Annotated in this window: 18 protein-coding genes; 17 read left to right on the forward strand and 1 reads right to left on the reverse strand. The window is 73.5% G+C overall.

Translation table 11 applies throughout. The features are described from left to right. Window positions 1–2 precede the first annotated feature (2 nt). From ACFC0B_RS25215 to ACFC0B_RS25230, 4 genes are read left to right on the forward strand one after another with little or no spacing between them, the layout of a single operon-like run. The gene (locus ACFC0B_RS25215) at window positions 3–611 is read left to right on the forward strand and encodes a hypothetical protein (protein ID WP_376089929.1); all 609 of its coding nucleotides are present in this window, start codon (window positions 3–5) and stop codon (window positions 609–611) included. Between the two features lie 52 nt (window positions 612–663). After that, window positions 664–1,077: a hypothetical protein gene (locus ACFC0B_RS25220; RefSeq protein ID WP_376089932.1), complete on the forward strand. Its 414-nt coding sequence runs from the start codon at window positions 664–666 to the stop codon at window positions 1,075–1,077. 11 nt (window positions 1,078–1,088) lie between these two features. Further along, window positions 1,089–1,850 (forward strand): hypothetical protein, encoded by a 762-nt coding sequence (locus ACFC0B_RS25225; RefSeq protein ID WP_376089935.1) that lies wholly within the window; start codon window positions 1,089–1,091, stop codon window positions 1,848–1,850. A gap of 25 nt (window positions 1,851–1,875) precedes the next feature. Beyond that, a complete protein-coding gene (locus ACFC0B_RS25230; protein WP_376089938.1) occupies window positions 1,876–2,289 on the forward strand; it encodes a hypothetical protein in 414 nt (137 codons plus the stop codon). Window positions 2,290–2,393: 104 nt separating this feature from the next. Here ACFC0B_RS25230 and ACFC0B_RS25235 read toward each other — a convergent pair whose 3' ends face one another. Continuing rightward, on the reverse strand, window positions 2,394–2,777 hold the full coding sequence (locus tag ACFC0B_RS25235) for a hypothetical protein (protein ID WP_376089941.1): 384 nt from the start codon (window positions 2,775–2,777) through the stop codon (window positions 2,394–2,396). Between the two features lie 15 nt (window positions 2,778–2,792). Here ACFC0B_RS25235 and ACFC0B_RS25240 point away from each other — a divergent pair, with 15 nt between their 5' ends. The 13 genes from ACFC0B_RS25240 to ACFC0B_RS25300 all read left to right on the forward strand — a co-directional run bounded on the left by ACFC0B_RS25240 (window position 2,793) and on the right by ACFC0B_RS25300 (window position 13,953). After that, window positions 2,793–3,500: a hypothetical protein gene (locus ACFC0B_RS25240; protein WP_376089944.1), complete on the forward strand. Its 708-nt coding sequence runs from the start codon at window positions 2,793–2,795 to the stop codon at window positions 3,498–3,500. Window positions 3,501–3,786: 286 nt separating this feature from the next. Continuing rightward, entirely contained in the window at window positions 3,787–4,044 is a 258-nt protein-coding gene (locus ACFC0B_RS25245; RefSeq protein ID WP_376089947.1) for a hypothetical protein, read from the forward strand. 145 nt (window positions 4,045–4,189) lie between these two features. Then, the gene (locus tag ACFC0B_RS25250) at window positions 4,190–4,576 is read left to right on the forward strand and encodes a hypothetical protein (protein WP_376089950.1); all 387 of its coding nucleotides are present in this window, start codon (window positions 4,190–4,192) and stop codon (window positions 4,574–4,576) included. A 1-nt stretch (window position 4,577) separates the two neighbouring features. Next, window positions 4,578–5,171, forward strand: a complete 594-nt coding sequence (locus tag ACFC0B_RS25255; RefSeq protein ID WP_376089953.1) for a hypothetical protein — start codon at window positions 4,578–4,580, stop codon at window positions 5,169–5,171. 14 nt (window positions 5,172–5,185) lie between these two features. Then, window positions 5,186–5,641 carry a hypothetical protein gene (locus tag ACFC0B_RS25260; RefSeq protein ID WP_359826259.1) on the forward strand — a complete coding sequence of 152 codons (456 nt, stop codon included), beginning with the start codon at window positions 5,186–5,188 and terminating at the stop codon, window positions 5,639–5,641. An 18-nt stretch (window positions 5,642–5,659) separates the two neighbouring features. Further along, window positions 5,660–6,463 (forward strand): DUF317 domain-containing protein, encoded by an 804-nt coding sequence (locus tag ACFC0B_RS25265; protein WP_376089956.1) that lies wholly within the window; start codon window positions 5,660–5,662, stop codon window positions 6,461–6,463. A 335-nt stretch (window positions 6,464–6,798) separates the two neighbouring features. Next, window positions 6,799–8,565 carry a type IV secretory system conjugative DNA transfer family protein gene (locus ACFC0B_RS25270; protein ID WP_376090321.1) on the forward strand — a complete coding sequence of 589 codons (1,767 nt, stop codon included), beginning with the start codon at window positions 6,799–6,801 and terminating at the stop codon, window positions 8,563–8,565. Next, a complete protein-coding gene (locus ACFC0B_RS25275) occupies window positions 8,562–9,467 on the forward strand; it encodes a hypothetical protein (protein WP_376089959.1) in 906 nt (301 codons plus the stop codon). The genes ACFC0B_RS25270 and ACFC0B_RS25275 overlap by 4 nt, the downstream gene beginning before the upstream one ends. A gap of 485 nt (window positions 9,468–9,952) precedes the next feature. After that, entirely contained in the window at window positions 9,953–10,756 is an 804-nt protein-coding gene (locus tag ACFC0B_RS25280; RefSeq protein ID WP_376089962.1) for a hypothetical protein, read from the forward strand. 202 nt (window positions 10,757–10,958) lie between these two features. Further along, on the forward strand, window positions 10,959–12,104 hold the full coding sequence (locus ACFC0B_RS25285; RefSeq protein ID WP_376089965.1) for a DnaB-like helicase N-terminal domain-containing protein: 1,146 nt from the start codon (window positions 10,959–10,961) through the stop codon (window positions 12,102–12,104). Between the two features lie 138 nt (window positions 12,105–12,242). After that, complete coding sequence (locus tag ACFC0B_RS25290; protein ID WP_376089968.1) at window positions 12,243–12,725, forward strand: hypothetical protein; 483 nt, start codon at window positions 12,243–12,245, stop codon at window positions 12,723–12,725. Beyond that, entirely contained in the window at window positions 12,722–13,309 is a 588-nt protein-coding gene (locus tag ACFC0B_RS25295; RefSeq protein WP_376089971.1) for a hypothetical protein, read from the forward strand. Before ACFC0B_RS25290 ends, ACFC0B_RS25295 begins: the two co-directional genes overlap by 4 nt. Further along, entirely contained in the window at window positions 13,306–13,953 is a 648-nt protein-coding gene (locus tag ACFC0B_RS25300) for a hypothetical protein (protein ID WP_376089974.1), read from the forward strand. The genes ACFC0B_RS25295 and ACFC0B_RS25300 overlap by 4 nt, the downstream gene beginning before the upstream one ends. Window positions 13,954–13,975 lie beyond the last annotated feature (22 nt).

Below are 13,975 nucleotides of genomic sequence, written 5' to 3' on the forward strand. Positions count from 1 at the left end.
GGTTGGAGCAGGCCGGCTTCGTCCGAGACGACGCCCTGCGGCTGCACCGCATCCGCCGCGACACGAGCGCCTCCACCGCCGAGCGGCAGATCCGCGACGCACGCCGGCTGCTGGCCGCCGCCGACTACGGGATCACCCGGGTGTACAGCGCGGACGAACAGCGCCTTCGTGCCAAGTCCTCACCACTGCTGGGGACGTCGGTTCCCCCGGGCCCGCCGCGGACGCTCGGCGACCGCACCGTCTGGGTGCACCTGGTGAGCGAGGACGTCACCGCCGGCCACCTGGTGATCCACGCGCACCACCAGGAACCCGAGGGGGCGGTCGAGCTGCTCGTCGACTACCCCGGCGCCGGCGAGGCGGCGGTGTTCTACACCGAGCAGGGCAGCGGCCACTACGGCCCCAGCCGTCACCCGGACTTCACCTCCGCCCGCGCAGAGTGGACCTCCTACGGGTACGCGGCCGAGGCACCGATGCCCGGCGCCCGGCGTGCCGCTGCCGCCCGGCGGACCTCCCCGGTGGTGCTCGGCCGCCCGGGTGCGCTCCCGGTGGGACCACCGCGACCCGTGTTCGGCGCCGGACTCATCGGTCCGAGCCTGGAACCCCCGTTCTGACCTTCCCCTCCCCAACCCCAACCCTGCTGCCATTCCTACCTCTTGGAGACGCATGTCGACCATGACGCTCACCCGCCAGGACGCCCGCCTGGAGGCCGCCCTCGGCCAGAGCATCACCGCCCTGATCGCCAACGAGGCCCGGGCCGACGCGCAGACCGCGCGGGTGCTCGCCACCCACCGCGCGCTGGTGGCCGCCGAGACCGCGGTGTCCTTCCAGCGCGTGCGGCTGATCAACGTCGCCGCCGCCCATCGGCGCGTCGACGACGCCGTCCTCGACGAGCTGGATGCGCAGTTGGAGACGCTGGAGGAGGCGGCCGAGGAGCGCGATGTGCTGGAGGCCGACCTGGTGCGGCTGCTCCAGGCTCGCGAGGACGAGGCGAAGCGGAAGGCCGCCGAGGCCGCGCCGGCCACCGGCCCGGCGCCGCTGCCCGTGACGACCGTCCCGGCCTCGGCCCGGCGCCGCTGAACGGGAGCCCGATGCCCACGACAACGGGCCCCGGCGCCCCCGGCGGGCGGGTGTTGTTCGGGTGGGACTACGACCACGGCGAATTCGTGGTGCTGCGCGGCCAGGTGCCCCAGCCCGCCCGTGAGGCGATCTACCAGGCCGGCTTCTCGAGGCGCGGTGATGCGCTGGACTGCTGGCACCAGCGCCGCAGCGTCGAGCCGCACGAGCAGATCCGCAGGGCCGGACGGCTCGTCGACCGGCTGGTCGCGGCCCGGGTGTCGGTCGCCAACTGGCACCGCCCCGAGCAGCGCAACGGTGACCTGTCCGAGCACTACCGGTGGCTGCAGGACGAGGGCCCCTTCCCTGACGCCGACCGCGTTGCCGAGACGGCCCGGGCGATCGTCTCCGCCGACCTGGCGGCCGGCCGCCTGATCCCCGCCGACCACAAACTCGCCCACGAGGTGGTGTCCGGCACCGTGGTCGTGGAGGCCATGCACGCCTGGGACGACGGCGTCGGGTGGTGGCTGGCACGCGCTCCGGAAGGCCCCGGCTCCCATACCTACATGGTGCTGCGGCACGACCCGCAGCACCTGAACGTCACGGACCACTACGCCGATTGGTACGGGCCACAGGCCCGCCGCGACTTCCGGGCGACGCAGATGCGGGACACCACCCACCCGCCCGCCACCCGCGCCCAGGTCGCCCGCCCGTCGCGCCGGGCACGGCTGGCAACCGCCCCCTCCACCGCACCGCTGCCGCCCGGACCGGCTCCCCGCCGCACTGCCGCCCGCTGACCGAGCCCCCTTGGAGGACACCCGCTTGCCCCACCAGCAGCCCGCCGGCGTCACCTTCCGCCGCCTGGCCTCCGCCGGGATCACCGTCACCACCACCAGCCGCGATCCGGCCGTCCTCGCCGCCCTGGCCGACGCAGGATTCCGCCTCGGCCTCCAGCACGCACCGGAGCGCTACTCCCTGGCCGAACGCGACCCGATCGCCCAGTCCAGGGCGGCGGCCCAACTCGCTGCCGCCCTGGAGGACATGGGAGTGCCAGTTGCCTCCCGCTCCGCCCAGCTGGCCGGCCTCGACGGAGTTGCCGTCACCGTCGCCCCCTCTGCGGCAGCACGAGCCGCCGCCGCCCTCACTGCGACCGCAGCGCACGCCGCCACCGTGTCCGACCAGCCCCGCCCCGCTGTGCCCACGTCCCCGTCGCCGGCACCGGCCGCCCGCCGCTGACCGCGTCCGCCATCTGCCCCGAGGAGCAGCGCATCACCCCCGAGCACGTCTCCATCACCCGCGATCCGCAGTTCGGCGTCGTCGCCGAGGTCAGCCCCGACGCCTCACCGACCGCCCACACGCTGCTCGCCCGCGCAGGCTTTCGCCAGCTGGCCGACGGGCGGCACGCCATCGACCGCAGCGAGCAGAACATCTTCCTGCACGCCCGGCAGACCACCGCCGCCCTGCGCCGGGCCGGAGTCCGGGTCTCCGCGGACCCGGCCTTCGACTACAACGACGCGACCCGGCCCGGCCCCGACAGCCCGGCCGCACGCGCCGCCGGCCCGGACGCCGTCGTCCAGGTCGGCGCCCCGGCTCCGCCCCGCAGCTTCGACGTCCACATCGGCCGCCACCCGCAGCTGGGCATCGTCGCCACCAACCCGTACAGCAACCCGGCCGCCGCGTACGCGCTCGCCGAGGCCGGCTTCACCAACACCGGCGGACGTCATCCGGGCCTCTACGTCATGGACGAGCCCGAGTTCGAGGGCGACAAGCGGGCCGCCACCGCCGTCTCCACGCTTCGGGACAAGGGACTGCGAGTCGCATCCGACCTCGCCTTCGAACCGCTCAGCGGCCCGTACGAGTCCACCGACTTGTTCGCCACCCGGCTGATCGAGGAGATGAACCGCACGCCGCCCTCGTCCGCGGCACCGCCGGCCCAGGTCGCGCAGAACGACGACCCGTTCGAGACCCGCGTGTTCAAGGCACCCGTTCTCGGGCCCGTCACCCCCACGCCGACGGACCCGTTCAACACGGTCGTCCACCCGCCGTCCGGACCGAGCCGGGAGGATCAGCGCGCGGACGCCCTGCTGCACGACCGGGCTGCGCTGAGCGCCGAGATCGCCTCCCGGCTGCGGGCGATCGAGGACCAGGTCCGCACGAGCCCGGGCAGCATCGACCTGACACGGATCGAGGCGATGGTCGCCGAGGCCACCACCGTACTCGCTGGCGCGGGCAAGGACCTCGCCGCCGTCGCGGCCCGCCCCGCCGCCGCACCGGCCCCCCGCGCGAGCGGCCCCGGCAGCCCTCGTGCCCGCGCCGCGCTCGCCACCAGCGGCCGACTCCGCTCCACCGCCGCCCTGCACGCCACCGGCACCGCCACCGCCGCCGCGTCCGCCCCGGCCGTCGACCCGCGCATCGCGTGGGCCAGCGGACACCAGAACTCCCGCTGACCAGCGCCCAACTCCGCTCCCCTCACGTCCAGTTCACAGGAGATCCGACATAGCTGTCCGAACCCGGTGGTCCGTCGAGCACGACTGCGGCCACACCGTTGATCACGATCTGTCCTCCCGCCCCGCCGACAAGCGCGCCGGCTACGCCCGCTGGCTGGCCACCCGCTCCTGCCGCGACTGCTGGCTCGCCGAGCGCAAGGAGGACACCGCCGAACGCGAGGCGTGGATCGCTGCCCGCCGCGCAGAGGAGCAGGAGGCCGCCACCGCGTGGGCCGCCCAGTTCGGCATGCCGCCGCTGGAGGGCCCCGAGCGGGCCATCGCCTGGGGCGAGCGTTGCCGGCACCAGCTCGTGACCACCGCCTACCAGGCCCTGGTGGTCGAGGGCCCGGTCACCGAGGAGGCGTGGCTGGCCGTCGAGAAGCAGCTTCGCACGCTGGACAAGGCCGGCTGGTGGATCGACCAGCGCGAGTCCGAGCCGGCCGACCTCCCCGAGCTGGCCTCCGCCGCCACCAGCGCGGACCGCGTCACCGAGAACCCGAACTGAGCACCGGCCCCACCACTGCGGCCCGGCGGCCTGCCCACCCTCCACGTTCCCGCTGCCCCGCCCCCCAGGAGAAGCGCTGCCCTCCAACTCCGAACGGCTCTACCACTTCTACGTCGACGGCGCTGCACACGGGCCCTACCCGGGCATGGTCGACCCCCGTGGGACGACCGGCCACATCGGGCCCTACTGCAGCCCAGCCTTCTCCCGGCCGGTCGCCGAGCAGATCGTCGTCGACCTGCACTCCGATAACTGCGGACTGACCGGCCGCTGGGACGGCAGCCTGCTGGTCTTCGAGTGGACACCCGACTACGACGGGGACGGCGGCACGGAGACCGTCACCCCGGACGAGCACGGCCGCTACCGGATCGGTGGCCGCTGGCCCTGGGACTACGACGGCCCGCTCGATGCCGCCGAGCGCCACCAGGCCGCACTCGCCCGCTCCGCCGCCCGTCTGGGCAACAGCCCGCCCCTCGTCGCGGCGCCGGTGCTCGCCTCGGCCGGCCCGACGGTCGCACCGGCCCCCGGACGGTGACGTGCACCCCACGATCGCCCGGTACGCCTCCACCCGCGACCTGCTCGCCTCCGCCACGGCCGCCGCCGCCCAGCAGCAGCAGACCCTGCGTCTGATCGACGCCTGGCGCCCCGTCGCGGACCTGCCCGCTCTCCACCAGACGGCGTTCGCCGCGGAATTGGCCGCGCACCTGCCGCCGCCGGCCGGGTTCGCCGCCGCCCTGCGCACAAGGCTGGTGTGGCAGTGCACCCTGCGCACCGACCCCGACGCCCAAGGCCCTGCTGACCACCGCTTCCAGGAGACCGCCCGGCGCATCCTGGCCGCCACCGGAATCGCCACCGATGAAGACCCCGCCTCGTGCCGGTGGGCGCTGCTGCGGCTCGGCGGCCACGAGGCCCGCCTCGTCGCGCCTCTCGCCCGGCCGGACGGCAGCGTCGTGGACACCGGCCGCGACCGTTCCCTCGCCCTGGCCGTCTGCCAACTCGCCGAGAGCCGCAGCACCGGCACCCGTCGCCCCCGCGCGGCGACGGCCGGCACCGCCGGCCACCGGGCCGGCCTCCTCTCCACCCCTTCTCCTGTCGTCTCCGCCGCGGCCCGACCCGGGCGGCGCCTGTAGAAAGAGGACGACCGTTGTCCGACGCCCCCGCTGCCAGGCCCCTCGATGTCGCCGAGCAGGCCATCGCCCGTGCCGGCCGCGCCTTCGCCGAGATCATCGAAATCGCCCCGTCGCTGACGGCCCACGAGGCCGCCGAGGTGCTGCTGGGCCTCACCCTCATGCCCGGCGCAGTTCAGCAACTCGCCGACGCCGTAACCGAGATCGGCCGCCAGGTCGCTCAGCAGTACGGCGACCGACCGCCGCTGTGGGAACCGCTGCTCACGGAAGCCACCGCCATCGCCGCCGCCGGGTTCCGCACGGCCGCCACGGCCGACTCCATCGCCGAGGCCGCGGACGAGACCACCCGCAGCCGGGCCGCCACCACCCAGTCCCCGGCCCTTCGGGCCGCCGGCACCACGGCCGCGGTCCACCTCTCCCCGGCCGTAGCCGTGCCGCCGCACCCCCGCGTCGTCGAGCCTCCCCACCGCTGACACCCCGAGGACCCGACCTTGACCACCTCACCCCCGGCCGCCGCCCAGGACGAGGTGCACGTCCGACCGCGCCACCTCGCAGGCCCCGGCCCCCTGCCGGTCCTGGCACCGCTGCTCCACCTCCACGAGTGGCCGTACCGGTACGACGAATCCCTCGCCCAGATCGTCGCCACCAGCCCATGCTGTCGCATCGAAATCGCGATGGAACCACACCGGGTCTTCCACCTCTACCGGGTCAGCGTCCGCAAGCACCCGGAAGACGAAATCCCCTACTGGCAGGCCACGTTCACCAAGGACACACCCGGCGAGATCGTCGGCGCGTTCGTCCAGGCCGTCGCTGCCGACCGGTACACGATGCCGGAGGAGATCGTCGCCGAGCCCACCGCCTCGCCGACGACTGCCTGGCGCCCACTGTTGAAGGCCGGCTGGCACCTCAAGGACGACCCGCACTTCGTCCGCTTCGCGTCGCCGGACGGCACCACCAGCATCACCCACTCACCCACCCTGACCGACGACAGCTGCGGGGAGGGCGTAGGCGCCTGGACGGCGGACTCCACCTTCGGCCCCGCCTGGAGCGACCAGTGGAAGATCGTGCTCGGCCACTCAACGCCCGTGCGGTACCTGGCGATCCTGGCCTCCGCCATCGCCGACCCCACCCCCGTGGTCCGCCGCCGCAGCACCCTGCCCGAGGCCGCCCTACCCCGTCTGACCACCTGGCCCGCCCGGCCCGCCGATCCCACCCGCCGCTTCACCGCCGTCGAGTACACGGGCGCCATGTTCAACCCCCGCCACCCCGGCCACGGCCACCCCCCACGCCGCTGAGCAGGAAGGACTCCCCCTGTCCGACTCCACCGAGATCGTCTTCGCCCGCTTCCCCCTCCAGGACGGCTCCGCCACCACCGGAAGCGCCTGGGCCCAGGCCACCGACCTGGCCAGCCGGGCCCTGCTCGCCCCACTCACGCATCCGTCGGCCAAGGCGTCCGCCTCCCGCTGACCACGCAGTCCCCCGCCGGCTGACCACCCGCCGGCCGCCGGGCCGATCACCCACGTCTCGGGCCTCCGTCCCGCCGTGATCGCCGCCCGCTCTCCGCCCGCTCTGGGCCCCTGCCGCAGCGCGCCCCTGCCCGGCAGGCCGCACCCCGTCAAGGAACCCGCTCCTGCCCGCCTCCCCCAAATCCCCATCTGCCAGCCCTGGTTCCGATGCCCTCCTCTACGCGCTCATCGGCGCGGGCGTCGTGGTCGCGGTCTTCGGCACCTTCGCCTGGCTGGGCGGCAACGCCGCCACCGCCGCGACCGCCGACGACGCCTCGTGGGCCCCGTTCCAGCCGGTCGACGCCGCCCTGCATCCCGACCGCGCCTTCCCGCACCTCAGCCCGCTCCTGCTGCTGATCAGCACCCGCGTCGTCCCGGCACTGCTGTCGATCGCGCTCGGCGCGGCCGGCCTGCTGCTGTGGTTCAAGCACCGCCGCAAGCCGACCGGCCTCGCCAGCCGGAGCGATCTCGCGCCGCTGCTGCCCGCCGAGATCACCGCCAAGGCCCGGGACCTGCGCCCCAGCCTCTCCAAGGCCAAGCCCCGTGAGATCAGCCCCGACGACACCGGCATCCTGCTCGGCGACCTCTCCCCCAGCGGCCCCGAGGTCCGCTCCAACTGGGAGGACGTCGCGGTCGCGATCATGGCGCCGCGATCCGGCAAGACCACCAGCATCGCCGTGCCCGCCATCCTGCGGGCCCCCGGCCCTGTCCTCCTCACCTCAAACAAGGCCGCCCGCGACGCCTACACGGCCTGTCTGGAGGCCCGGGCCGAGGTCGGGCGGGTGTGGACGATGGATCCGCAGCAGATCGCCCACACCCCGCAGGCGATGTGGTGGGACATCCTCGCCGACGCCAAGGACTTGCCGGGTGCGCGACGGTTGGCCGGGCACTTCGTCGCCGCGGCCGTCGACGAGTCCTCGCAGGGCGACTTCTGGAGCACCGCCGCCCAGAACACACTGTGCGCCCTCTTCTTGGCCGCGGGCAGCGACGGCCGGCCGATCACCGACGTCCTCAAGTGGCTTGCGGTGCCCAGCGACCGCACCCCGGTCGACATTCTTCGCGCGCACCAGCTGATCGCCATCGCGGACCAGCTCCAGGGAACCGTCTCCGGCGCAGTTGAAACCCGCGACGGCATTTATGAAACCGCTCGCCAATACGCGGCTTGCCTTCTCGATCCGCAGATCTCCAAGTGGGTCATCCCCAACCCTGATCTGCCGGAGTTCAAGCCGGAGGAGTTCGTCACCCGCAAGGACAGCCTGTTCCTCCTGTCCAAGGATGGCGGCGGCTCAGCATCGGCCCTGATCGCGGCTGCAGCGGATTCCGTGATGCGCACGGCGGTCATCGAGGCCGAACGCGCCGGAGGCCGTCTCGACCCACCGCTCCTCGCCATTCTGGACGAGGCCGCAAATGTGTGCAAGATCGGCGATCTCCCTGATTTGTATTCCCATCTAGGATCACGCGGAGTCATTCCGATCACCATTCTCCAGAGCTACCGCCAGGGCCAGAAAGTCTGGGGCGAGGCGGGCATGGATGCCATGTGGAGCGCGGCCACCATAAAATTGGTCGGCTCCGGCATCGACGACGCCGATTTCGCCGACAAGCTCTCGCGCCTGGTCGGGGACCACGATGTGGAGACGGTTTCGCATTCCACGTCGGAATCGGGCCGCTCCACCTCCGTCAGCATGCGCCAAGAGCGCATCCTGCCGCCCGACCAGATTCGTGCTCTGAAAAAGGGGACGGCGCTTCTCTTCGCTACCGGTCTGCGCCCCGCACTGCTGACCCTGCGCCCCTGGTACAAGGAGGCCGGCGCTGCCGAGGTCGGTGCGGCCTCCTCGCGGCAAACCGCTCTGATCACCGAGCGGGCAATGGCCAAGGCCGGTGATGCCGCATGATCTACACCACCGAACCGGCCACGCGAATCCTTTCACTGGGCGCCGGAGTACAGTCGACCTGTCTACTTCTCCTGTCGGCCCTGGGTGAGCTTCCGAAACTTGACTACGCCATTTTCTCGGACACCGGATGGGAACCGGCGAAGGTCTACGATCACCTCAACGAGGTGGAGCGGAAGATCGCCCGGCCGGCCAACATACCGATCCTGCGAGTCTCGTCCGGAAATATCCGTCGGGATGCCCTCGACCCCGCCCACCGTTTCGCGTCGATGCCGCTCTACATTCTCAACCAGGACGGCAGCCCGGGAATGACCCGGCGGCAATGTACGGGCGAATATAAGATCAAGCCGATAAAGCGGCAGGTGCGCCAAATCCTGGGGTATCCTCATCCCGCCCGGGTACCGAATGGCGTGTACGCCGAGCAGTGGATCGGCATCAGCACCGACGAGTTCCATCGCGCCAAGGATTCGGACGTCAAGTACACGCGGCACACCTTTCCGCTGATCGACCTCGGCATGTCCCGAACGGACTGCCTTAAGCTGCTTGACGAGTACGGATGGGGGGCCACGCCGAAGTCGAGCTGCCTGGGTTGCCCATTTCACGGAAATGCCCAGTGGAGGGAGATCCGTGACACTTCTCCCGAGGAGTGGGCGGATGTCGTGGAATTCGACGCCGCGATTCGGGCCGGGAACGCGCGGGCGAATGCGGACGGGAGGCCGTTGCTGGGGCAGGCGTACCTGCACCGCTCGCGCCTGCCGCTCGACCAGGCGCCGATCGACAAGCTCACTCGGGCCGAACTCCGCTCCCTGCAGACGCAGTTGGACCTGAATGAGGACGAGCTGGAGAACGGTCCCACGGACGGCTGCTCGCCCTTCAGCTGCCGCTCGGGGGAGGCAGCCGCGTGACGGCGCCGGCCTCCGACGCCTCGTACCTCGGCCTCCTGCACCGCGTCGGCCCAGGTGCCGAACTCGAGGCTGTCCTGGCCTCCGCAGAGGACGGCCTCCTCGCGCCGCTCCACCAGGTCCTGGAACAGGCCGCAGAGGTCTTCCGGCAGCGGAGCGATCTCCGCTCCGCTGCCGCCCTCGACGCCCGCGCGGCCACGGCTGAGCAGTTCGGCGTCGAACTCCACTACCTGGCATCGGACGTGACTGCACCGCCCCGCCCGGCCAGCGGCGCCACCGCGAGCATCCGGCCGGCCCGAGCGTTCCCCGCGGCCGTCGCCGAGCCGGTGCGAGGTGCAGGGCGGCCCCCGCGGCCAGCCCGCTCACGGTGACCTCACCCCCATCATCAGGAGGTTCCCCTGTCTCCCTGGATCGAGTCCGTCGACCGGGCCCAGGCTCTGCGGCTGCTCAGCCCGCTGCCGGACGGCACCGTCGCCGGCCTCCGGCAGGTGGCCCGTCGCGGCGACCTGGTCGTCACCGCCGAGCTGGCCCAGACCATCTGGCAGGACACCTGGAACGGCGTGCGGATCCGCATCGTCTCCCCAAGCGCCGGAGTGGTCGACGCCAACTGGTTCGGCTTCGCCGAGCACCGCGTGTTCAACGAGAAGAACCGGGCGCCGTCCGCCCGGGACGGCGGCGCGGAGCTCACCCCCTGCAACGCCGAGTTCATGCTGACCTACGACGGCATCGACGCCTACCGCCTCCGGGACGCCGTCGCCGACTACACCTCCGTCTTCGTGCCCCCGCCCGCCCCGGAGTTCACCGCCGCCGCCAAGCTGGGTGCCCTCCACGCGACGGCGCGACGGCTGGATCACCTCGGCTCCATCGACCCGCAGCGCCTGGCCGGGCGGGCGTTCGCCCACGCCGAGGTCCTGCGGGAGGTGGTCGGCGAGATCCACCTCAGCCTCTTGCCGCTGACAGGCGAGCGGCAGGACGCGGACAGCTCGGAGGTTGAACTGTCCGACGGGCTGGCCGCCCTGAGCACGGTCCGCGCCGCGCTGACCGATCTCGCCCGCAGCGCCGAGGAGGCCGACCACACCGGCCAGGCGGAGGTGTTCCACGAGCACGCGCGGTCGCTGGACGCGATCCACACCGAGATTTCGGCCGACCTCGCCGCCGACCCGCCGCGGAGCCGGAGGGCCAGCCGCGCCGGGGCCGCCCGAGCCGGGAACGCCGCGGTGGCGGTATCGGCGCCCGCGACCGGCACGCCAGCCCCGGCCGCACCCCGCCAGTCCGCCCGGCCCTCCCGCTGACCACCCCATCCTGTCTTCTGCACAACGGAGTTGACATCAACCACGACCTTCCCTTCCTGCCGATCAGCCGCGCGGACGGCACCTGGTACCTGCCGGCTGGTTCCGGCCGTCTCTGGATCCGCGACGAGGCGCTCGTCGAGGACCTGGACCGGTTGCGCGACCTGATGCTCCCCGCCGCTCTCCGCGAGGAGGTGGCGCCGCGGTGACGCCGGTCAACCGGGACATGAGCCCGCAGCTGGAGGCCGAGCAGGCGGTACTCGGCGCGTGCCTGCTCGATCCGTCCCGGGTCGGGCTGCTGGCCGGGTGGCTGGAGCCCCGGCACTTCTACCGTCCGGCACACGAGCGCTTCTTTGCGATCCTGCTGGCTCAGCACGCCGCCGGCCACCCGGCCCTCACCCCGGGCGCCGGGAACGTGCAACTGAGGGACTGGGCGCTGACGGCCATCACCGCCGCCGCCCGCGAGATCCCCGGCGTCACCGCCAGCTACGGCCACACCCTGGTCTCGGCCTGCCCTCGGTCCGAGCACGCCACCAGTTACGGCCGGATGGTGCTGGAGACCGCGGTCCGGCGGGCGCTCGACGAACACGCCCACCGGCTGCTCGCCGCCGTCCAGACCGCATCGGTCGAGGCGACCGTCGAGCTGACCGGCGCACTGCACTCCGTCATCCAGCGCCTCGCCGACGCCTGGGGCACGATCGACCAGCGCTCGCGCCGCCCGCTGCCCACCCCACCGCCGCCGGAGAACGCCTCCACCGCGCTCGAAGGCGCCCGAGAGCACGAGCGGGCACTGCTCTCCAGCCTGCTCAGCGCGCCCGGTCGACTCGCCGAGGTCGCCGCCTCGCTGGTTGGCGAGGACTTCGTCGACCCCGGCCACCGCGCCGTCTACCTGGCCATGACCGCGATCGCGCACCGGCGCGAGCCCCTCGACGAGCTGACCGTGCTGTGGGAGGTCCAGCGGCGCGGAGCGCTTGCCGCCGGCGTGATCTCCGTGGCCCAGGTCCGGGAGATCTGCTCGGCCGGGATGCCGGGCGATCCCGCCTACTGGTCGGAGCACGTCCTGCGCGCCGCTCTGCTGCGCACCGCCGCCACCTCGGCCGGCATCGTCCGGGTGATGGCGCTGGACGCCTCCATCGCCGCCGGTCCACTGCTCGGCTCGGCCGTCCAGGCGCTGGTCCCCGCCGACCGGGTCCAGGACCGGCTGCGCGCCGTGACCGCCACCCCGGCGGAGCGAGACGGGCCGGTCGTCCTCAGCGCCGCCCGACGTAAGGGCGCCCTGAGCCGCAGCCCCGCCCCACTGGCCGCCACCACCGACCGGGCGGGCGAGCCCGTCGCCCGCCCCCGCCGCTGACCCCGGAGTACTCCACTGCCTCCCACCACCGCCCGCCCCCGTGCCCAGTCCGTCCACCGGCTGTACACGGCGGCCGACGCCGTCGACTACCTCACGAACCAACTCCCGCGCGCGTACCGCGAGGAGGGACTGCCGGGCTTGGAGGAACTGGCCGGGCACACCCGGGCGATCCGCGACTGCCAGGCCGACCTGCTGCACGTCGCCGCCGCCCTGCACCACCCCCACGCCCAGAGCGCCGACCGCGCCGTCGTCCGTTCCCTGACCGCGGCGACCGCACAGCTGGGCGAGGCGCTGAGCGCACTGGGCCGGGCCACCGCGATGGCTGGCCGCCTGTACGAGGTCGACGGCATCGGCGGCCCTCGCTCCGAGGAGGTCCGCGAGCGGGGCTCCCAGCAGCTCAACCTGGCGCTCTCGCGCACCCGCCTCGCCCTGACCGGTGCCTGCGAGGATCTGCGCCGCGATGCCCGCTCGCTCACCGGCCCCGCCGCTCTCGCACACCGGCCAGTCCTTCGGGCTTCCGCCGCCACCGCCCGTTCCGCCGCCGGGGCGGGAGCAGCCACGGTCGCCTCGCTGCCGGCCCGCACCGGAGCGAGCACCGTCGTCGCCGGGCGGCGCCGTTGAGGTCCCCTGCCGCCCCCGCGACCTTCGGCGGTGCCGTGTCGGCCGGCTCGCGCCCCGACTACCGAGACGACCTGGCGGTGGTCGCCGGAATGCTGCGCGCCCTCGGGCGCAACGCCGCCGCCACCCCCAGCGGGCCGGTCCCCGGCATCCCCAGCCGGGACGCCCTGCTGGAGCACTGCCGCCAGGCACAGGCGTTCATCCGGCACTGCGGCGACAACGCCGAGCACTACCGCCACCAGCCGGTCGCGGACAACCCCTCTGCTGCGGCACTCGCCAGCGCCTACGGCACCGCGATGAGCCGCGCGGCCACCGTCCACCGTCACCTTGGCGCCGCCCTCGACCTGTCGATCAAGTGCGCCACCGCCGCCCCGGCCGAGCCGGGCAGCCCTGCCGAGCAGCTGTATCTGCGCCGAGCCGAGCACACGGTCACCGCGCTGGACAGCGCGGACCGGTGCGCCGCCGCGGGAGCCGAGGAAGTGCTCGCGTTCACCGCCCGCCTCGCGCCGGTTGCGCCGATGGCCTCCGTCGAGGCTGCGCTCGTACTCGGCTCGCCCCCCACCGCCTCTGCCAGGAAGCGCCGTTGACCGCCGACCCTCCTCTGCCGCCCGCCGCGGCCGGACTCAGCCAGCGCGACCTCGACACGCTGAGCTCGCTTGCCGAGCAGCTGGCCGCCTTTGCCGAGGCCATCCCGGTGCCGGCACGGCACGAGCCGCTGCCCGAGGTCCGGGAGCTGGTCTGGCCGATGGTCCGCTTGCACGAGCTGATCACGATCCCGTTGGACGAGACCTTCTTTCTCGCGGCCAACACCGTCGGCTCCCCCGGGCTCGGCGTCTTCACCGCGACGACGACGGCCCTCACCCTCACCCAGGCCGCGCTGGCCCGGGCGGCGAACCTGCTCACCGAGGCGGAGCCGACACCCGAGGCGCAGAGCAGCGCCCGCCGCTCCCTCACCACCGCCCGCGACACCGTCCGCTCGATGGCCGAGGAACTGGGCGAGAGCGTGGCCGCCGCCCCCGGTCTGCCCGAGGTCACCGCGCTCGCCTCCCGCCGCAGGCTGGCCGTTCCTTCCGAGAGCCGCCCACCAGCCGCAGGCGACTCCGAGCGCCGCGTGGACGCAGCCCTTCGCCGCTCACCCGCGCTCGTGCTCGTCTCCCCGCCCGCCGAGCCCCCGGCCCCGCCGGCAGGTCCGGCGCCGTCGGCGACGGTCGTGCCGCTTCGGCGAACCTGACACGCCCCGCGTCGGACCCGAC

The organism is Kitasatospora sp. NPDC056184 (assembly GCF_042268405.1).
Lineage (GTDB): Bacteria > Actinomycetota > Actinomycetes > Streptomycetales > Streptomycetaceae > Kitasatospora.